The sequence below is a fragment of the Cellulophaga baltica 18 genome (assembly GCF_000468615.2).
Classification (GTDB): domain Bacteria; phylum Bacteroidota; class Bacteroidia; order Flavobacteriales; family Flavobacteriaceae; genus Cellulophaga; species Cellulophaga baltica.
On record NZ_CP009976.1, the window covers coordinates 4,035,334 to 4,056,550 of the forward strand.

Sequence of the window (21,217 nt, forward strand, 5' to 3'; positions counted from 1 at the left end):
TCGCTTTTACTACCTTTGAAAAATCATGGGGAATAAATTATCCAAAATTCTACTTTCCTGTATTGCAATTTCACTACTCGCCGCTTTAGGTATTCCTGATATTGCAAAAATATCTCATGCCGTATTTGAGCACAAAGAGCAAACTTGCCAGGAAAAAACTAAAGGACATATTCATGAAACTGAATTTGATTGTGATTTTCATAAATGCCATATCACTACTTATTTGACACCAGAAGTTTTTAGTTTTCCAATTTTGGAGCCTGTAAATCTTACTTCCGTAACTGATATATTCTATTTTCTTTTAAGCGAATTTCAACAACTTCATTTTACGCTTCGGGGTCCTCCTCTACATTCATAACTCCGTAGTTAAAAGATAAAATATCATTTAGAATAATATTTAGTATATGAATAAAATATATTTCACATTGCTTTTAGCAATGTTAAGTAGTTTTGTCTATTCACAAAACTCACTTACAGGAACAGTAACAGATGTAAATAACAACCTGCCTTTAGAACAAGTTTCTATCTATTTCCCTCAATTAGAAAAAGGTGCTATTACAGACGCTAGAGGGGTGTATAAAATATCAAATTTACCCTCTGGATCTTACAAAATTGTAGTGTCGTATATAGGATATCAAACGGTCTCAAAATCTATTTCCATAAATAGTACAGAAGAAACCTATGATCTATCACTAAACGAAAGTGCCATTGAAATGGAAGAAATTATTGTTTCTACTCCTTTTCACAAATTACAAAGTGAAAATGTCATGAAAGTAGAATATGCAAATATTGCCGATTTGAAAACGAAGGGCTCTATAACCTTAGCTGATGGGATAGCACGTATTGCAGGTGTAGAAAGTGTCTCTACCGGTATTGGTATAGGCAAACCCGTTATTAGAGGTTTGAATGCCAATAGAGTGTTGGTATATACCCAAGGAATACGTCTAGAGAACCAACAATTTGGAGACGAGCATGGTTTAGGCGTAAATGATGCAGGAATTGAAAGTATTGAGGTTATAAAAGGCCCTGCTTCCCTACTCTATGGATCGGATGCCATGGGAGGTGTTCTCTATTTAAATCCTGAAAAATTCTCGTTACCCAATTCTACTGAAGGAGATATTAACTTAAATTATTTTACGAACACACAAGGCCTAACTGCAAATGCAGGAGTTAAAGCTGCTACAGAACACTTCAGATTTTTACTTCGTGGAGCGCTAACTACTCATACCGATTACAAAACAGGTAGTAATGAACGCGTAACCAATTCTAGATTTAAAGAATATGATATAAAAACTGGTATTGGTTACCAAGCTACAAACTTTAAAACGGAAGTACGTTACAACTATAATAATTCCAATTTAGGAATCCCTGAAGAAATTGGTAATCAAAGTACCGACCGCTCACCTATAGAACCCAACCAAACTATAGACAACCATATTTTAAGTTCTAAAAGTAGCTTACTATTTGACGCCTCAAGTCTGGACGTTACCTTAGGATATACCTCTAATATTAGAAAAGAGTTTGAAGAAGGCGAAGATGGTGCCGCATTACATATGAATTTGAATACTTTTAATTATAATGTCCAATATCATACTCCGAAATACGGACCATTAGAAACTATTGTTGGTATTCAAGGACTTCACCAAACTAATAGCAATTTTGGTGAAGAGCTTTTAGTTCCTGATGCGATAACAAATGATATTGGCTTTTTTGGTACCTCACACATACATTTAAATGATTTTAATGATATTCAAGTAGGTTTACGTTACGATCATAGAACCATTAAGGGTGATGCCAATGGTATTTCAGGAGAAGAAGGATATATCGCCGCTCTAGATAGAGATTTTAGCAGTTTTAACGCAGCTTTAGGCTATAAAGCAAACTTCGCTGACAACCTCATTGCTAGAGTGAATCTGGCTACAGGATTTAGAGCCCCAAATCTTGCTGAATTGACTTCAAATGGCGTACACGAAGGCACAAATAGATACGAAATAGGAAATACTAATTTAAAAAATGAGCAAAACTTACAGACAGACGTTGCATTAGAATACAAAAATCAGCATTTTGAGGTGTTTGTAAATGGATTTTATAATACTATAAATGATTATGTATTTATTGCTCCTAATGGCGATGAAATAGACGAAAATCAAGTATTTGTATACAACCAACAAGATGCCTATTTGTACGGTGGAGAAGCAGGAATTCATATTCATCCGCATCCTTTAGATTGGTTGCATTTTGAAAGTAGCTTTCAAACCGTTCGCGGGAAATTAAAGGATGGAGATAATCTACCGTTAATTCCTGCAAATAGTATCACCAACACATTAAGAGGGGAATTTACCAAGCGTAATGGATGGATCACTAGTGGCTATACCTTCATCACCTTAAAGTCTGTTTTTCAGCAAGATAAAATAAGCCTTTTTGAAACAACTACAGAAGGATATAATCTTTTAAGCGTTGGATTAGGAGGTACTGTAACCATATTCAACAATCCAATGGATCTGAGAATTAGTGGTAATAATTTGCTAAATAAAAACTATGTATCGCATTTATCTCGTTTAAAATATGATGCTATAGGTAATATTGGAAGAAATATTAGTATTGGTATTAGCGTACCTCTATAACTTTTAGATTTTATTAAAGCAAAGAGCGCCGAAACCAAAGTTTCAGCGCTCTTATTAGTTAAATTCTCAAAAAAATTATCTAGTAGATCTACTAGAGATATTCCGCTTAATAACCTTGAGGTTCCAAACGGGTATTATTAAAGCAAAATCGACTATAATTAAGCTTCTTTTAAAATGTTATTAAAATAATATTCTTCAGGATGCGCCACGTATTCTTTAGCCTTATCAAAATCATCCTCCGATAAATAATGTAGATTCTGGAAGCATAGCTTTGCAAATTCCGAATTTATATCTACCAAACGAGGCGAAATTTTCCCCTCACCATCTTGTAAGTCTTTTAAATACAAAGGACTTACTTCTCCTTTAGAATTGGCCGTAACAATACAACCACTTATACCTTCATCATATAGTTTTTTAACCCCCAACCCTAATAAGGTACACAAGGTTAAATCAAAACCAATTGGCCGACAACACCGAAGTTCATAACCTAATTCTACTGGTCTACTTTTGATACTAATTCCAAGCTCTTTTAATTTAAGCTGAACTAACATATTAAAAATATGCGATTTACTTACGTTACCAAGCTCTGGATGACCATGATCATCATAAGTAAAATTAATACCACAATTTTCAAGTTCTGAATCTGGCATAATATGAAAAACACCTTCACTAATTAAAGCTACGCCATAATTAATGTTTTCTATTTTTCTTTTAATCATCGATGAAATAATCAAACGCACTACCTTATCAAAGGTAATTTCTGTGTTATTGAACATTTCAGGAATAACCATCATTGGAAAATGACAACTTGTAGCAATACCAAAAGCCAAATGACCGGCGGATCTACCCATGGTAGACATCACAAACCAATTCTGACTGGTACGCGCATCTTCATACGTAGTATTTCCTATTCTAACACCTTCATCTTTTGCTGAATGAAATCCAAAAGTAGGATTTCTATCAGGTAAAGGAAGATCATTATCTATAGTTTTAGGCACATGGATATTGGCTATAGAAATATTTTCTTTAGAAAGATACGTTGTAATTCTATTAGCCGTAGAGGCGGTGTCGTCACCGCCTATACTAACTAATAATTTTACGTTATTCTGAATAAAAAGTTCTGTGTTGATTTTCTCATCACTTGGCTTAAATCTACTCATTATAAGTGTTGATCCACCACGACTAAAAATACGATCTGCGTGTGCAAAATCGAACTCTTTAATTTCTGGCTTATCAGAAAAAATTCCTTTGAAGCCTTCGTGCAAGCCTAAAACTCGGTATCCATCTTTTAAAAAGATTTTAGCAACTGTGCTTATTACAGCATTAATTCCCGGTGCTGGGCCTCCGCCACAAATAATTAATATAGATTTAGAAGCCATTTATATCTTTTTGTTAATTATCTAGCTACTCTACCAGAAGCATCTCCACCCATAAGTTTTTCAACTTCTGAAACAGTTGCTAAGTTAGCATCACCTTTAATCGTATGTTTTAAACAAGAAGCTGCAACAGCAAAATCTAATGCATTTTGATCATCTTCAGGGTACTTTAAAAGACCATAAATTAATCCACCCATGAAAGAATCTCCTCCACCTACTCTATCTACGATATCTGTAATTTGGTATTGACGAGTTTCGTACATCTTTGTACCATCATATAAAACACCCGCCCATGTGTTATGAGAAGCAGAAATAGAACCTCTTAAAGTTGTAATAACTTTCTTAGCTCTTGGAAATTTCTCCATCATTTGCTTACATACAGATAAAAATGCTTCTGCTTTTACATCATGACCATTCTTATGCACGTCTAAACCTTCAGGGTGAATTCCGAAATGCTTTTCTGCATCTTCTTCGTTCCCTAAAACAACGTCACAATAAGACGTTAATTCCGTCATTACTTTTTCTCTATGAGCATCATCACAGTAGGTCCATAATTTTGCTCTATAATTTAAATCCGTAGAAATAGTAACTCCCATTTCACTTGCTACTTTAACAGCTTCTAAACATGCATCTGCCGCTCCTTGAGAAATAGCTGGCGTAATACCTGTCCAATGAAACCAAGCAACATCTTTAAAAGCAGCTTTCCAATCTACCATACCTGGCTTAATTTCAGAAATTGCAGAATGTGCACGGTCATAAACCACTTTACTACCACGAGATACTGCTCCTGTTTCTAGGAAATATATTCCTAAACGGTCACCACCCCATACAATTTTATCAACGCCTACACCACGCTTACGCATTTCCATCATTGCGCATTCTCCAATATCATTCTTTGGCAAACGCGTTACGAAATCTACCGGAACACCATAGTTAGCTAAAGATACTGCTACGTTAGATTCACCACCTCCGTAAACAACATCAAAACTACTAGCTTGTGAAAATCTTAAAAATCCTTCTGGAGCTAAACGAAGCATAATCTCTCCGAACGTTACAACTTTTTTCATTTTTTGGGTATTGTTTTAAATTAAATATCACTTTAGTTAAACGATTAAGCAACGCTGTAAATAAAAATCAAAACCTCTTAAATACTAAAGCAGTTTTGATTCCCTAACTTAATTACAATATATTTGTTTAATCGATTAAGCAAATATAGAAAAAGTTGGCAAATAAAAAAACTACAATAAAAGATATTGCAAATGCATTAAGTATTTCTACTGCAGCGGTTTCTAAAGCATTACACGATGATTCTAGAATTAGTACAAAAACGAAAGAGGCGGTTAAAAAAGTGGCTAAAGAGTTAAATTATCAGCCTAATCATCTTGCAAGTGCTTTAAGACGAGGGAAGAGTAATTTAGTGGGTGTTGTTGTTCCTAGAACCAATAGTAACTTTTTCTCCTCTGTTATTCAAAATATAGAAGAGGTACTTAATAAAAAAGGGTATAATATTATCATTACGCAATCGAATGAATCCTATCAAAAAGAATGTAGAAATATTGACACTTTACTCTTTACACAAGTAGATGGTATCATAGCTTCCATGGCCAATGAAACTACTAATTTAGACTATTTTGAGAAAATCAAATCAAAAGGTATTCCGCTTATATTATTTGATCGTGGTGAGAATGATTTAAATGTAGATTATATTGGGATTAACGATTATGATAGTAGCCACATGATTATAGAACACTTAACACAGCAAGGCTGTAAAAGAATTGCACACATTGGCGGTTACAGGCATACTAGAATTTTTAATAACCGGATTAGAGGTTATATTGATGCCATCAAGAAGCACAAGCTACCTACAGATGATGCTTTGTTGATAGAAAGTAGTCTAACTACAGAAGATGGTCGACTAAAAATGCAGCAACTACTAGATTTAGAAGACAGACCCGATGCGGTATACGTTGCTAGTGATTATGCGGCATTAGGTGCCTTACAAGTGTTACAAGAAAATAATATTGATGTCCCAAATGATATTGCTCTGGTTGGCTTTGGCGATGAACCATTTACGGGAATGGTAACTCCTACTCTATCTAGTATTAACCAACATAGTGCGGAAATTGGTAAATTGGCAGCAGAAACCTTTTTAAAACATGTTGACACAACAGATTTAAAACAAACACTTCATAAGCAAATTTTACAAGCCGAGCTAATTATTAGAGATTCCTCTAAAATTAAGTAATAAAAAAAGCTACAAGCAAGAAATTAAATTTCTAAGCTTGTAGCTTTAAGACTTTAAAAGATAATGATTAACTAAAGGCTAATCCTCCATTTATATCCAAATTATTTCCAGAGATAAATGATGCTTCATCAGAAGCTAAATAAGCAACTAAATCTGCTACTTCAGCAGCAGAGCCCTCTCTTCGCAAAGGTGTTCCTGCCGCTACTTTAACACGAATTTCGTCTTTAGTAAAGTCATCATGAAATTTTGTACCTATTAAACCAGGACAAAGGGCATTAACTCTAATTCCTTTAGGACCTAGTTCTTTTGCCATTGCTCTAGTAAATGTAGTTACAGCTCCTTTAGAAGAAGCGTACAATGAAGATCCACCACCACCACCATCTCTTGCTGCTTGCGAAGACAGGTTTACGATAGCTGATCCTTTACTCATTAAAGGTTCAAAGGCTTGCGTTACAAATACAGTAGACTTAAAGTTAACATTCATAAGCAAGTCATAAAATGATTCATCTAGTTCTTGCAACGTTTTACGTGCAAAAAGACCACCAGCATTATTAACTAAAACATGTACATTTTCTCCAAATGCTTCAATTGTTTTTGCTTTTAAATTTTTGATGTCTTCTAATTTAGACACATCAGCTTTAACAGCAATAGCTTCACCTCCAAAAGATTTGATTTCTGCTACCGTCTCATTAGCTCCAGTTTCAGAACTATTGTAGTTTACCACTACTTTAGCGCCTTCTTTTGCTAATTTAATTGATATAGCTCTACCAATATCTCTAGAACCTCCTGTAACAACCGCTACTTTACCTTCAAATTTACTCATTATCCTTTTTTATAAATAGATTTCAATATTAGATTCCTAAAGCTTGACCACCACCAATTTGGATAGTTTCAGCAGTAATAAAAGAAGCATCTTTACTTGCTAAGAAAGAAATAACACCAGCTACATCTTCTGGCTGACCTAATCTTCCTAACATAATATTATTTGCCCATGAAGCAAAAACTTCTGGCTTAGTTGCTTTAATCTGTGCATGGAAAGGAGTATCAATAGTTCCTGGAGAAACTGCATTTACTCTAATTCCGTATTCCGCTAAATCTTTAGCTAATGCTCTAGTTATAGCATGAACACCTGCTTTGGAAGTACCATAAATACCTGCTCCTGGACCACCTGCTGTCCAACCTGCATTTGATGTATAGTTAATTATAGAAGGGTGCTCTCCTTTTTTAAGGAAAGGAATTGCTGCTCTAGAAGCAAAAAATACAGAATCAAGGTTTAAAGCCATAACAAATCTGTAAAATTCAGTTGTCATTTCTTCAAATCTAGATCTACCACCTAAACCACCTGCATTGTTTACCAAAACATCAATTCTACCATACTTATTTCCGATAGCAGTAATGTTTTCAGTTACAGGCTCTTCTTTAGTTACATCAAACCCGTAATATTCAGCAGTAATACCTTCTGCTTTAAGCTCTTCAACTCTTTTTGCTCCTGCTTCATCTTCGATACCATTTAAAACTACAGTATACCCGTCTTTACCTAATCTTTTAGCTACTTCAAATCCAATACCACCAGTTGCACCTGTTACTACAGCTACTTTTCCTTTATTCTCACTCATTTTACTCATTTTTATATTTAAAACTAATTCACTTAAACTATTCTATTTTATTATGCTTTTAATTTTGGCTTTAAAGGTTCTATTTTACCACATAATACCCAAACACTTGCTAATGCCAATATTGCCAAAGCAGCCCCAATAACAAAGACTGGTGTATAATTCCCCCCTTTAGTCAACCAAGGAACTAATGACGTTAAACCTGCCACTGCTAATTTTGCTGCCATACCAGAAAAACCGGAAAGAGTACCTACTGTTTTACCTCCAAAGAAATCACTTGGTAAGGTTTGTACGTTACCTATTGCCGTTTGAAAACCAAATAATATAACTGCCATAATTAAAACCGCTACAATTGGTTCTCCTGGGTTAGCCATTGCTAATAAAGAAGGTAGCATTATTAAACAACCAATAGTAATTACTGTTTTACGCGTTTTGTCTACAGACCATCCTGCTTTTAAACGATTCTGAGCAAATAATCCTCCAAACCATGCACCTAACATAGCACCTACATAAGGTACCCACCCATAAATACCGATGCCCTTAACATCCATACCATACACTTCAGACAAATAAATTGGAATCCAAAAAACAAAAAGCCACCATATTGGATCAATGGCTGCAGAAGCAATAATTACACCCCAACTTTGTTTTTTAGACAATAATTCTACGGTATTAGGAGTGTACCCTTCATCAGGATCTCCATCTTCATCTAAATCTTGATTTCTTTGTCCACTTAAAATATATTCGCGCTCTTTATCTGTAATCCAAGGATGATTTTTTGGTGGACTCTTCACTAAATATAACCATGGAATAAGCCATAATAAACCAACTAATCCAATAATTACAAAAATCATTTTCCAATCAAAAAATATAGTCAAAGTGGCAATAATTGGTATTGCGATAATACCACCTATGGCTGCTCCCGAATTAAATATCCCTTGAGCAAGAGCTCTTTCTTTAGTTGGGAACCATTCTGCATTTCCTTTTGCAGCTCCAGGCCAGTTTCCCGCCTCAGCAATTCCTAAAATTGATCTAAATATTGCAAAACTAGTTAACGAACCCGCTATTGCATGAAAAGCAGTAGCTACAGACCAAACCCCTATAGATAATACAAAACCCAATCTAGTCCCAATCCAGTCAAAAATCTTACCAAAAATGGCTTGCCCAAATGCATAAGAAAAAACAAATATTACAGATATAGTAGAATAAATTTGTTTACGTTCAAAATCTGACTCATCTGGAAACAGGTCCTTAGAAATTTGCGGCCATAACACAGTTAAAGACTGCCTATCTATATAATTAATGACCGTTGCTAGTGCTATTAAAGCGACAACCCACCATCTTAATCCTTTTAATTTCATATGCTTTGAATTATTACTATTACTAATTTAATTAGTTGATAATCAGTTATTTAAAAAATATTAATCTTAAAAAAAGAAATTAAAACCCTAGCTAATAAAAACAATGTTTTTAAAAGTCAGCTATTTCTCAAAAAAATACTTCGCTATTTAACGCAGCCTACTCTGTGTAATTTCTAAATACCTGCGCCATGCATTTAGTCTATTTTTATATCATCGGTATTATAGCAATATTGATATAATGTCTTAAAATGTATTTTCATTTTTTCTTTTGCCAATTGCGGATTTTGATCTCTAATGGCTTCGTAAATTTCCGTATGTTCTTGAATTCCTAATAATGATTGATTGCTATCACATACGTGATATTTTTCAAAGTTTGTTATGATTTCTGGTGTTATGATTAACATGAAAGTGTTCATAGAACTATTACCACTAGCTCTGGCAATGGCCAAGTGAAATAATAAATCTTCCTGAACTGCATCTTTACCAGCTCTAACTTTAGCTTCATAAGCATCTATAGCCTCTTTTAAAACCTTCAGATCCTCCTCTGTTCTGCGTAAAGCTGCCAATCTAACTGTTTTTAATTCTAATAAAATTCTAGTTTCTACTAAAGATTTAAAACCTGGCTCCTCTAGTCTTAAAATATCTTCTAACATACCATCCATAGCTATAGCTCCAATATTTGCTATAAAAGTTCCACTCTGCGGCTTAGAATTTAGAATCCCATAAAATTCTAATTTTTGAATCGCTTCACGAAGATTACTACGACTAACTCCAAATTTTTCTGAAAGCATTCTTTCTGAAGGTAATTTATCTCCAGGCTCAAGATTCTTATAACTTATAAGCTCTCGTATATTCGCAATAATCCCTTTTTGAATATCTTGATTTTCAGTTTTGGTGATAATTTCTAACTTCATAATAATAAAATGGCTTCTAAAATTGGTTAACCAGATTGGTTTGTTAAAATTATAAAATATATTTCGACTAAAAAAACAATATTCACATTAAAAACAAACTCATTTTAACTGCTTTAAAAAAGAAATTACTGACCTGTAAATCAAGCCAGTAAGCTCCTTAAATCAACTAACTCAAACTCTTTTTATATATTTTTTTTATATGTAATAGCCTTTTAATGCGATACTTCTAGTTCGTAATACTTCACTTTTGCATATGAACCTTCATCTTTACTTTGAAAATAGTTACCTGCTTTAAAATAGTTTTCAAAAATATTCCACCTATTTATATCAATACCTTCATAAACGGCATATTCTGAATTATTCAAAATAATCACCATTTTTCCTTTTTCTACTTTAACTTCAAGAGTAAATTTTCTAAAACCTACTTCTGTTGGAAAATTATACCCTTCATCATCATCCCAAGCGTCATCCAGTAAGATTGCTGTATTATTAACAGATTTATTTTTTAATACTTTAGTCTTAACTCTGATCTTCCCTTTATCCCAATATATTTTCAATATGGGAGGAGCATTATTATCTTTTGCCCCTATTAATTCTTTTTGCTCATTGGTTAATCTACCATGAATCTGCATGATAATTACTCTATGATATTTTCCATCAGCATCTTTCGTAACCTCTTCTATAGCAAGTTTACCTTTCATTCGACCACCTTGCTCAAAAGTCCAATTGGTGTTATTATCACCAGGGACCATTTGTTCTCTTAACTCACTTCTTGAATATTTTGTATTGGCCGTTGTAGTATTGGGAAAGGCGTAAAATACTATTGAACCATCTGTAGAATCATTATAGAAGTAAGGTTTTACTTTTTCATTAGTTGCATAATCTAAAATTTCAGGAGACTCTAATTCAATTGGCTTCCCTTTATCATTTGCAACAGGTAAAGTCACTTTCCAATGACTTAAATCAATTTTTGAAATTTTTGTTTTCTTCTTCTTATTTTTCTTGTTTTTCTTAACCTCCGTTTTTGATTTTGTTTGCTGTACAGCCCTTGTAGTTTGACTATGTACATTTATAGCAACAAAAAAAACTATTAAAACAAATACAATATATTTTTGAAACATTTTCATTTGACTGATTGGATATTAACCTGTGAATAAACTATTATTCTTTTAAATCCGTTTTTAATATAACCACCTAGTACTAATTATAGCGACTAGGTGGTTTTTATCAATTAATAGATAATTAATTATTAAAATACTTCAGAAGTATTATAAAAAATCAATATACTCCTTACGTTAACAAATTATAATCTAAAGGTATTATTCGACCTCGGTAACTTTAATATTATCCACCCAAGCATCTGCAGTTGTTAAAGAATACATCCAAATAGTAACCTGTCCACTAGAGTTTGCTGTAAAAGTATCCGTACCGACAGTGAAATTAGCTTTGCCGTTAGCAACATCTACGACAGCTCTTGCCAATGGACCATTAACAGTAGAGCTAGTAAAAGCATCTTCTCCAACACCATTAAACCAACCATCTAATATTTCTACATAAACTGCATCACCACTGTTAGTGATAGCTGCACTAAATTCTATTTCATATTGTTTATTAGCCTCTACTGTAATCTCTTGATAAGCAGCTCTTGAATCAGAAGTTCTAGATAAGCTTCCTAGAGGCCCAACCATGCTCGAAGTTCCTGTATATTTTGCTCCTGGTGTTTTAACACCCGTATCTGCGCCACTATAATCCAATGTATCACCATCAGAACTAGTATTGAAAGCATTACTGTTACTTCCTGTAAAGATGGATGGTTTCCAACTGGAAGTACCATCTGAGAAATCACCGTTAAGGACCCTCACAACAAAACCTTCAGAGATAATCAATTGTTCTGTAATCACATCTGTATTACCTGTAACACTGGTTGCTGTCAAGGTTACATCATAAGTGCCATCCTCTTCATAGGTATGTGAAGGATTCATTCCTGTAAATTGGAAACCATCTCCAAATTCCCATAACAAAGTAACCGCATCTACAGAAGTATCAGTAAAAGTGTACGTTTTATAATCTACTGCATCAACCTCAAATGTAAAACCTGCTGTAACTGGTGCCTGAATATCAATGGTTCTACTCAAATTAGCAGATAAATTTAAATCATTTGTGGCAGTCATAGTTACCGTATATGTATCCGCAGTATCGTATATATGTGTTGGAGATTCTTCTGTAGAAGTATTTCCATCGCCAAATTCCCAAAGATAACTGGTAGCATCTGTAGATGAATTTGTGAAAGCATATTCTAAAAAGTTTTCAGTACTTTGAGCAGCACTAAATCCTACGGATGGAGGCAATGCACCCGCAACTCCTATTTCAATATCAAAGTCATCAAATCTAGTTTCGACATTCGCATCATTATAGAAATAAATTGCTACTACATTATTATTTCCAGAATTAAATGATAATTTTTCCTGTACATATGTTGAAGGCTCAGACGTATCACTAACTGTAACCGAAGCTATAACACCTGCTTCTGCGTCTGCAATACTACCAATAGGACCAAATTCAGTAACACCAACAATTGCAACTATTGCATATGGATCAGCCGATGAATCTGTCATCGTATACCAGAAAGTTAAATCATAGTTGGTATCTGCTTCTACAACAATTTCTTGGTATCCTTGACGGGCACTACTTACTTCTAATTTAGCAGCTTGATCCCCAAAAGTTACTGGACTACCAGATATGCCAAAAATAGCTCTTTCATCACTCCAGTCTGCTCTCCATGAGTCACGACCATCTCCTGTTCCATCAGGTAAACTAAGATCTTCAAATCCCGGTTCTAAAATAACTGGTTGAAATGGCCCTTCTACAACTAAAACATCTATAGAAGTAGTGCCTGTAATTCCATTTCCATCTGTTGCTGTTAATGTAACTGGATAAGTACCCTCTCCTGCTTCAAACGTAAAAGATGGATCTTTATCTGTAGAGGTATTACCATCTCCAAAATTCCATATAAAATTAGTAGCTTCTGAAGATAAATTACTAAAATTAACTGTTCTAAAATCATCTGAAGATGATGCATAAGAAAAATTAGCTCCAGGAAAAACAGTATCTACTTTAGAATTTGAATCTGGCAAAGCATCTCTGAATAGTTCATCACCAACGCAACCAGTAAGAATACTCATTGTGGCAAGAAATAAGAACAACAATTTTGTCCTACTCAATAAATTTATTTTATAACTCATAGTCGTTTTTTTAAAATTAATAACCTGGGTTTTGTGTTAATAATCCTCCACTTAAATTGATCTCGCTTGCTGGAATTGGCAACAGTAAAGAACGTGTTGTAAATATATACCCCATTTCTGCGGCATGAGCACTTAGCACTTCGTCTGCAACGCCAAATCTTAAAAGGTCATAAAATCGTTGATTTTCAAATGCTAATTCAACACGCCTTTCAATTAACAATTCCGATTTAGAAACACTCGAGATAATATTAGGTGCTGTCTCTGGAAATGCTCTGTCTCTTATTTTTTGAAAGGAAACTAATGCTCCACCATCATTCGTATTAGTACCTGATCCAATTGCAGCTTCAACGTGCATTAATAGCACATCTGCGTAACGAATAGCTATATAATCATTACCTGCATTACGTGCATTATCACCATAAGTTGGTGGAAAAACAGAAATATCTGACCCATCTGGCAAGAATTTAATAACTTCACTACGCGTTGGAAATGTAATATATGATTGGCTACTTCTTACTCCTCCAAAAGAAGTAAAGTCTGTGATCAAATTATCATTAACTATATTCTGACCATCATCAGAACCTTGACGAACGGTAGAAGTAAATTCTGCTGAAAACCCTTGACTCTCAAGAGCATTCCCGCTTTGATATTGAATAGCAAAAATGATTTCGTTATTTAATTCTGAATAAAAGACATCAGAAAAATTATCCTCCAAAGCAAAATCATTACTGTTAATTATTGATTCACATAAAAGCTTCGCATCTGAATAATTTGGTGTTGGCTGACTCATATAAGATTTAGCTAATAGTGCCTGTGCAGCTGCCTTAGAAGCTCTAGCTTTTGATGAGTTATCCAAGGCATTAATTGCATCTAAAAGATCATCTTCTATTTGCGCATAGATATCTACAGTAGAAATTCTAGTAAAAAGAGCTTCTGTTTCTGTTGGTCCAACTACCTCTGTAACCAATGGTACGTCTCCATAAAGTCTTACTAAATTGAAATAAGCATAGGCACGTAAAAATTTAGCTTCTCCACTATATTTAGCTTGGTTAACCTCATCTGCTATATCAATAAAAGTCAGGATATTATTCGCTCTAAATATAACTTCGTACATCGACTGATAATAATCCTCAGATTCTACATTTGTAGCATCTACAACATATCTATGGAAATCAGCTTTTGACCCCTCTAAAGTTTGTGTCTTAGTGTTATCAGAACGGTGTTCTGTTAAAAGATGCTCAAACTGTACACCTCTATTAAAATTAGCTTCGCTACTCTCGGTATTATCATTAACTCCTTGAAGCGCATCATAAATACCAAATATACCAGCTAAGACATCATCATCCGATTGAAAAAACGATTCAACTGCAATAGCTGTTTCTGGTAAGGGATTTAAAAAATCGTCACTACAGGATATGACAACAGAACCTGCTATAACAAATATTAGAAATTTTATATTTTTCATAATTATTTTATGTATTAGAGTTTAAAAATCTACGTTAAGACCTAACGTTATAGTACTAAATATAGGAGTTCCTGCCCTTTGAGCTCCATAAGCTCTAGGATTAGAACTATCTACATGTTCTGGGTTGAAACCATGATAGTCATCCGCAGTTATATATACTAAATTCTGAGCCGTTGCATATATTCTTAAACCTTGTAAGCCTATTTTATCTAAGGTATCACCTGAAAAATTATATCCCATGTTAACATTACGTAGTGAGAAATAATCAGCACTAGCGATAACTTCACTTGTTAATACTTTTTCTTGTATAAAAGATACATCTGATATAAGTCCGTCTGCTACAGCTTGTATAGCCCCTCCACTTCTAGTACCATTTCCAAACCAGTTGTAAAAATATTGATCACCAATATTATTTACTTGAGCACCTACACTTCCTTGTAGCATAAAAGAAAAATCGAAGTTTCCAACTTTAAATTCATTGGTAAAGCTATATACTAAATCTGGGTAAGGATCTCCTAAAATAGTTTTGTCTTCTGCTGTAATTATACCATCGCCATTTAAATCTTTAACAATTGTATCTTCCGCTTCTCCATTAATTCTATTCCACGGATTGTCAACATAAGTTGTTCTAAATGATGTTTCATCATAAGCATCTGTGTCTACAACATAACCCCAAAAAGAGGAAATAGGCTCTCCAATTCGGTTAATCCACTGAGAATTTCTTCCGTAGTCATCTTCAATTAAAGCGTTATTTGAATCACCAAAACTAACTAACTCATTTTTATTAGTTGATGCAATAAATGTAGAATTCCATTTGAAATTTTCTCTCGAGATGTTTTTTGTTCTCAATTCAAATTCCCATCCTGAATTTTCAACTTCACCTAAATTAACAATACCACTACTGAAACCTGTAACATAAGACACAGGGTTCTCTAACAATAAATCGTTACTTGTTCTTTTATAATAATCTAAAGAACCAGAAATTTTATTATTTAAAAATCCGTAATCTAAACCAATCGTTAATTCTTCAGAAGCCTCCCATTGTAAAAAAGCATTAGCAATATTTAATGGAGAAACACCTGTAACAACATTACCATCAATTACCGCATTAGAATTATTTAACAATGCCAAATAAGGATATAAATTTATATTATCATCTCCAACGTTAAAGTTTTCAGCACCTGTAAAACCATAACTAGCTCTGAATTTTAAAGTAGTAATAGCTTCGCTATCTAATAAGAAATTTTCTTTAGCCACATTCCAACCTACAGATACCGCTGGGAAATTACCATACTTATTATTGATACCAAAAACAGAACTTCCATCACGTCTAAATGAAGCATTAAATAAATACTTGTCCTTGTACGCATAATTTAATCTTGCAAAATATCCTACTTTTCTTAATTCTGTATTTATCTCTTGAAACTCAGAAACTGCTGTAGCTCCTTGTAAGTTTTTAAGTAAGTCATTAGTATAACCATTACCCGTAACTTCGCTGTTTTCACTTTTTCGCTGTTGAACTGTTGTTCCTGCTAATAAATCTAAATCATGATCTCCGAAATTTTTACTATATGATAAGGTATTATCCAAAACAGTCCTTAATCTGAATCTATTTTGTAAATTATATTGCGCCCTGCTATTACCAGAGGCATGATGCTCAGTACCATCCCATCTTGTTCTCTTTCTTTGCTCTATCGTTACACCTAATGAAGTCTTAGCCGTAAGACCGTCCAAAATTTTATAACTTAAATAAGTAGACCCAAACAATTTAGTATTATTTTCATAATGTTCTCTTTCCACATATTGAGCATATGGATTAGAATCACCTGAAGTTCGTGGTCTCTCTGTATTACCGTCATTATCCAAATCTAAGTTCACTAAATGATTCTCATAGAAATAATCTCCAACACCGACATCAGGATATACTCCACGATCAATAAATTGCAATGATTCTTCCGTATGGTAAATTGGAAGCCATGGCGATTGACGTAATGGATTGTGAATAGACGTTGGCAAAACTCTTTGCTTAGTAAAAGAAGGTGTAGCCGCAAGACCAAATTTGAACTTTTTGCCTAGTTTAGTATCAATTTTTAAGTTTGCAGTATATAACTTATAATCATCGGTGATTACAACGCCTTCATCATGTAAGTATCTTAACGAAGTACTAAATTTAGTATCCTCTGTACCACCTCTTGCAGAAAACGAATGACTAGTTACTGTACCTCCATCAAAAAAGACATCTTGCCAATCTCTGTCAACTCCAGTAGTATTTACTAACAATTGAGCATAGAGGGTTTCCCCAGATAGCGTACCTGTTGCTGCTTGTTCTTTAGCCGCCCAATCTGAAACACTCTTTCTGTAATCATCACTCCCGTGAGCGCTCTTATAACCCGTGTAGGTTTGGTAACTAAATTTAGTTTTACCAGCTTTACCGCTCTTAGTTGTTATTAAAATAACACCATTTGAGCCTTCACTACCATAAATAGCTGCAGAAGCAGCATCCTTAAGAACCTCAAAAGATTCCACATCATTCATATCAATGTTTCCTAGGAACTCTGAACTTACAATAACACCATCAATTACAAGTGCAGGACCAGAATCTGCGCTAACAGAACCAACACCTCTAATTGTAATGGTTGGAGCTCCACCCGCTTCTGCATTTGTTGCTTGAATATTCACCCCTGATACTTGACCAATAAGTGCATCATCAACCCTTGAAACGGCAATTTGATCTAATTTCTCATTAGTTACTTTAGAAATAGAACCAGTGATTGTTGACTTTTTTTGTGTCCCATAACCAACTACAACAACCTCATCTAACTGACTAGCGTCTTCTACTAAGGTTACATTTAAATTTTGTTGGTTTGAGATAATAACTTGCTTAGCCGTATATCCAATATATGAAAAGTTTAATACAGCCCCTTCTTTTACCCTAATTTCATAATTACCATCAAAGTCTGTAGAAGTTCCCGTGGTAGTATTCAGGATCACAACATTTACTCCTGGAATTGGCACGTTATTAGCATCAGAAACAACACCTTTCAACTGGTAGCTGTCCTGCGCATAAAGCGAAATATTAAGCAATGTTATTGCTATTAATAAAAGTTTAGTTTTTAAATTCATTTGTGATTTTGTTACGTTAGTACAATTGAGTTAATTCATTAGGATAATAGCTCCTATGGTACTTGCTTTACGAGATCACAATAATTTCAATGAAGAAGTTATATTTAAAATTACTATTTTTGATATAGCATTTTATTGTAAAGCAATTAATGTATTCTTACTTACTTCCCTACGACAAGAAGTGATTTAATAAAGGAGGATGGGTCAAAAGCCTATCCTTTTTTTATTTCATTTTTTTAAATTCATATTTTCTTATTTGGTTCATAAATTGAGTTTTGAGTTAAAAAAAATTTGGTTACCCAAATTGGTTTACCAATCTGAATAACCAAATATATGTTATTACTTTGTTAAAAAAAAATATAATCCTAATTTTTAACATGCTAAAATGACGAAATGCTAATTTTTAGGATCTGGATTGGATGTATTGATAAAAAGAATCTTATATTTCAGTGAGATCCTCATTATTCCAACAAAGCCTCAAATTCCAATTTATTATTTCGAACAGGTTTTCCTGTTCGAAATTCCCATTATTACCAGCATTACATTAAAGCACTATTAATAGGCTACCCTCTTTATTATGCCTTATCACTAAAATAAGATACGGCGTCTCCACTTAAAAAATCTTCTCTTACAGGACTAAAAGTGTCAATTAATTCGCCCTCTTCCAAGCAAACTGCACTATGTAACAAATTAGGTTCAATATACACGCCATCTCCACCTTCAACAATTTGCTTTACTCCGTCAATCTCAAATTCAAATTTACCAGAAACGCAGTAAGTAGCTTGCGTATGAAAATGTTGATGCGGAGCTCCTAATGCTCCTGTCTCAAATTTTACTCTTACCATCATGATTTGATTATCATACCCTAAGAATTTTCTTGAAACTCCTCCTCCAAGAACTTCCCATTCCATGTCTTTTGTAATGACGTATTTTTCACTAGATCTACTCATTTTTTATTTTTTATGATTAATTTATTTGAAACAATAAGGACCTGACCACTCATATTCCTTATCATTAATTTTTAAGTTATGCCTTACCTCTTTATTAGCATCAGTATTTGCTGTTATAAACAGTTTAGTAGTACCGTTTACATTCGTTATTGCTATTGCCGTAAAATCTTCTGTATCTAAAACTACTTTTAATGCTGTAATGGCACTGTTAGAATTAATTGCAGATTCTGACACTGGACTATAACTTCCGTGCGCTTCTATGGCAGAAACAAAAAGTGTATTTTTAGTATTTTTTCGCCTAAGCATTAGAGCAGCTTCGCGGCGCAAGTTAAATTCTGGATCATTTGCACCAATTCTTGTAAAAAGTATGTCGTCATTAATATTTGATACGGTTGTTAAACTATAAAACTTACCTTTATTTAGCCAAGAAAACTTCGTATTCTCCTTTTCATTTTTCGCTGTCCCTTCTACATATAAATGTTGATATCCATTTTTGCTACCTAAAGCTTTTAAGGTTTCTGGCACTTTATATTTGAAATTTGTATTCAATACTTGTCCTAAAAAATAATACGGAAAATCATATTGATTTGCTGTATTAGAACTTACTTTCATGATATCTAACACATAAGGTTTTTCAAAATCTTCATCCTTAATGATGGCCATGGTACGAAGCATTTCAGTTCCAGGATATGCATTTACTTCTTTTGCACTAGCAACTTGAACGTTATCATTGTCGGAGGAAAAATAATGTAACACGGAATGGTGTTGGCTTCCTATTTCGTATTTCCCATCAAAATGAGACGTTTCATTTTGTGTCACGGTATTATGTGCAATCGTTTGTTTTGCCCAGGTCTTATTTTCCTTTAAGTAATTCCCGCCTCCTTTTTGTTCAATATTTACAAAACGTGCTAAACCATAATCCTGAATTACTTCTCCCCCATTTTCATATAAGGAATAGGATAACTTATCATAATGACCATGACTAGATCCTTGTGCTGCATATTTAAAAACAAGTTCTATATCCTCATTTCTTAAAATACCAACACCTCCTTGAGTACCCTCTGGTCCGTCTGATAAGTTAATTGATTTTTTCTCAAATGGTTTTGCTAATCCTTTTTTTATACCAAGAGCGACTGCCAAACCTGAATCATCTAATAATACTTTATTCTGTTTTTCAGCAATACTCAATAGGCCTGGATCTTGTTTTCCAAAATAATATGAAATATCTGTCGCCGTAACTAAAGCATCATTATAGTAAGACATTCCTTTTTGACCATCATTTAATGGGAAGAAATCACCATCTGCATCCGATAAATTTAAAAGTGCATTTATAGACTTCAACAATACACCCTCTTTATATTCAAAAATCTTTAATTCTGGTTTAACATTATGTAATCCTTCCGCAAAAATTAAAAAAGGATACATCGCATAGCGTTGATAATATGGTCCTTCATTATAATAACCATCTGGAGAAAATGGCTCTTCTATATTCGCCAAAAAGCCAGCTTTACCATCTTTATTTAAGAATCCACCATCATCATCTTTTTCTTCGGTATCTAATTTTAAATCTTTAATACCGTATAAAGCACGATCAATTAATTCTTCGTCATTCATTACTAAACCAATCATCCCTACAGCTGCATTACCCCAAGTACTATGGTTATGAACTCTTTGGTAAAATTGCGGACTATCTACAGATATATGATCTGCAAATGGTTTAAATAAATTGGCTTCTAGCTTATTACGCTCTTCCTCTGATAAATAGTTGTAGACACAATCATACGCTTGACTCACATAAACCAACCAATTAGCATCATTTAAACATTGCCAAAACAATTTTCCACGTGCATAAGATCTTGTTTTGGGATGCAGTGGCAGGGTTTTATACATGGCTTCATATTGCATAAGCATGTCTTTTACATATTTTGCATACTTTTCATCATCCAAAATTTGATATAAAACACCTGCTTTTTGTAACATTATCATGTTACTCTTGTGTCTCACGTGGGTATAACCTCCGGAATAATCTTGAGGAATTGGCGTGTCAATCCCTAAGGCAATTTCGGCGTCCACTTCTTCTTGAACAGCTTTTAAAGAAGCATCAAAAATGGGAATACTACCCAATTGTGCCCTAATATCTTTAACGCCTTGCGCCGTTAAAATTAAATTAGGGTGCGCCCCTTGCTCTGAGACTGTCTTACCTTCTTCTTTTGAAACCACCGTTACTTCTTCTTTACAAGAAAATAGGCTTATAAGGAGTACAACTGGTACGATTTTTAATGTGATACTTTGTATTAACTTCAT

15 protein-coding genes are annotated in these 21,217 nt (G+C 33.9%); 3 read left to right on the forward strand and 12 right to left on the reverse strand.

Features of this window, described 5'->3' with window-relative positions:
- Positions 1–25: 25 nt before the first annotated feature.
- Entirely contained in the window at positions 26–358 is a 333-nt protein-coding gene (locus tag M666_RS17390) for a hypothetical protein (protein ID WP_029445162.1), read from the forward strand.
- 46 nt (positions 359–404) lie between these two features.
- Positions 405–2,624 carry a TonB-dependent receptor gene (locus tag M666_RS17395; protein ID WP_029445161.1) on the forward strand — a complete coding sequence of 740 codons (2,220 nt, stop codon included), beginning with the start codon at positions 405–407 and terminating at the stop codon, positions 2,622–2,624.
- 158 nt (positions 2,625–2,782) lie between these two features.
- Here M666_RS17395 and M666_RS17400 read toward each other — a convergent pair whose 3' ends face one another.
- Positions 2,783–4,003, reverse strand: a complete 1,221-nt coding sequence (locus M666_RS17400) for a 6-phosphofructokinase (RefSeq protein WP_025615550.1) — start codon at positions 4,001–4,003, stop codon at positions 2,783–2,785.
- A 17-nt stretch (positions 4,004–4,020) separates the two neighbouring features.
- On the reverse strand, positions 4,021–5,067 hold the full coding sequence (locus M666_RS17405) for a sugar kinase (RefSeq protein ID WP_024481280.1): 1,047 nt from the start codon (positions 5,065–5,067) through the stop codon (positions 4,021–4,023).
- 155 nt (positions 5,068–5,222) lie between these two features.
- On the opposite strand from M666_RS17405, the gene M666_RS17410 reads away from it, so the two are divergent.
- Complete coding sequence (locus tag M666_RS17410) at positions 5,223–6,245, forward strand: LacI family DNA-binding transcriptional regulator (RefSeq protein WP_029445160.1); 1,023 nt, start codon at positions 5,223–5,225, stop codon at positions 6,243–6,245.
- 67 nt (positions 6,246–6,312) lie between these two features.
- Here M666_RS17410 and M666_RS17415 read toward each other — a convergent pair whose 3' ends face one another.
- The 10 genes from M666_RS17415 to M666_RS17460 form a co-directional block, all read right to left on the reverse strand.
- On the reverse strand, positions 6,313–7,068 hold the full coding sequence (locus M666_RS17415; protein WP_029445159.1) for an SDR family NAD(P)-dependent oxidoreductase: 756 nt from the start codon (positions 7,066–7,068) through the stop codon (positions 6,313–6,315).
- Between the two features lie 28 nt (positions 7,069–7,096).
- Positions 7,097–7,861 carry an SDR family NAD(P)-dependent oxidoreductase gene (locus M666_RS17420; RefSeq protein WP_024481283.1) on the reverse strand — a complete coding sequence of 255 codons (765 nt, stop codon included), beginning with the start codon at positions 7,859–7,861 and terminating at the stop codon, positions 7,097–7,099.
- A 50-nt stretch (positions 7,862–7,911) separates the two neighbouring features.
- Complete coding sequence (locus M666_RS17425; protein ID WP_029445158.1) at positions 7,912–9,219, reverse strand: MFS transporter; 1,308 nt, start codon at positions 9,217–9,219, stop codon at positions 7,912–7,914.
- 194 nt (positions 9,220–9,413) lie between these two features.
- The gene (locus M666_RS17430; protein WP_029445157.1) at positions 9,414–10,133 is read right to left on the reverse strand and encodes a FadR/GntR family transcriptional regulator; all 720 of its coding nucleotides are present in this window, start codon (positions 10,131–10,133) and stop codon (positions 9,414–9,416) included.
- A 212-nt stretch (positions 10,134–10,345) separates the two neighbouring features.
- A complete protein-coding gene (locus M666_RS17435; RefSeq protein WP_024481286.1) occupies positions 10,346–11,260 on the reverse strand; it encodes a polysaccharide lyase family 7 protein in 915 nt (304 codons plus the stop codon).
- Between the two features lie 192 nt (positions 11,261–11,452).
- Positions 11,453–13,375, reverse strand: a complete 1,923-nt coding sequence (locus M666_RS20875) for a PKD domain-containing protein (RefSeq protein ID WP_081977612.1) — start codon at positions 13,373–13,375, stop codon at positions 11,453–11,455.
- Positions 13,376–13,391: 16 nt separating this feature from the next.
- Positions 13,392–14,840, reverse strand: a complete 1,449-nt coding sequence (locus M666_RS17445) for a RagB/SusD family nutrient uptake outer membrane protein (RefSeq protein WP_024481288.1) — start codon at positions 14,838–14,840, stop codon at positions 13,392–13,394.
- Positions 14,841–14,861: 21 nt separating this feature from the next.
- Positions 14,862–17,963, reverse strand: a complete 3,102-nt coding sequence (locus tag M666_RS17450; protein ID WP_029445156.1) for a SusC/RagA family TonB-linked outer membrane protein — start codon at positions 17,961–17,963, stop codon at positions 14,862–14,864.
- A 575-nt stretch (positions 17,964–18,538) separates the two neighbouring features.
- The gene (locus M666_RS17455) at positions 18,539–18,913 is read right to left on the reverse strand and encodes a cupin domain-containing protein (protein ID WP_024481290.1); all 375 of its coding nucleotides are present in this window, start codon (positions 18,911–18,913) and stop codon (positions 18,539–18,541) included.
- Between the two features lie 21 nt (positions 18,914–18,934).
- Positions 18,935–21,217, reverse strand: a complete 2,283-nt coding sequence (locus tag M666_RS17460) for an alginate lyase family protein (RefSeq protein WP_029445155.1) — start codon at positions 21,215–21,217, stop codon at positions 18,935–18,937.

Coding starts and splice junctions, on each gene's coding strand:
- M666_RS17390 (WP_029445162.1), top strand. CDS start 26: ATGGGGAATAAATTATCCAAAATTCTACTTTCCTGTATTGCAATTTCA.
- M666_RS17395 (WP_029445161.1), top strand. CDS start 405: ATGAATAAAATATATTTCACATTGCTTTTAGCAATGTTAAGTAGTTTT.
- M666_RS17400 (WP_025615550.1), bottom strand. CDS start 4,003: ATGGCTTCTAAATCTATATTAATTATTTGTGGCGGAGGCCCAGCACCG.
- M666_RS17405 (WP_024481280.1), bottom strand. CDS start 5,067: ATGAAAAAAGTTGTAACGTTCGGAGAGATTATGCTTCGTTTAGCTCCA.
- M666_RS17415 (WP_029445159.1), bottom strand. CDS start 7,068: ATGAGTAAATTTGAAGGTAAAGTAGCGGTTGTTACAGGAGGTTCTAGA.
- M666_RS17420 (WP_024481283.1), bottom strand. CDS start 7,861: ATGAGTGAGAATAAAGGAAAAGTAGCTGTAGTAACAGGTGCAACTGGT.
- M666_RS17425 (WP_029445158.1), bottom strand. CDS start 9,219: ATGAAATTAAAAGGATTAAGATGGTGGGTTGTCGCTTTAATAGCACTA.
- M666_RS17430 (WP_029445157.1), bottom strand. CDS start 10,133: ATGAAGTTAGAAATTATCACCAAAACTGAAAATCAAGATATTCAAAAA.
- M666_RS17435 (WP_024481286.1), bottom strand. CDS start 11,260: ATGAAAATGTTTCAAAAATATATTGTATTTGTTTTAATAGTTTTTTTT.
- M666_RS20875 (WP_081977612.1), bottom strand. CDS start 13,375: ATGAGTTATAAAATAAATTTATTGAGTAGGACAAAATTGTTGTTCTTA.
- M666_RS17445 (WP_024481288.1), bottom strand. CDS start 14,840: ATGAAAAATATAAAATTTCTAATATTTGTTATAGCAGGTTCTGTTGTC.
- M666_RS17450 (WP_029445156.1), bottom strand. CDS start 17,963: ATGAATTTAAAAACTAAACTTTTATTAATAGCAATAACATTGCTTAAT.
- M666_RS17455 (WP_024481290.1), bottom strand. CDS start 18,913: ATGAGTAGATCTAGTGAAAAATACGTCATTACAAAAGACATGGAATGG.
- M666_RS17460 (WP_029445155.1), bottom strand. CDS start 21,217: ATGAAGTTAATACAAAGTATCACATTAAAAATCGTACCAGTTGTACTC.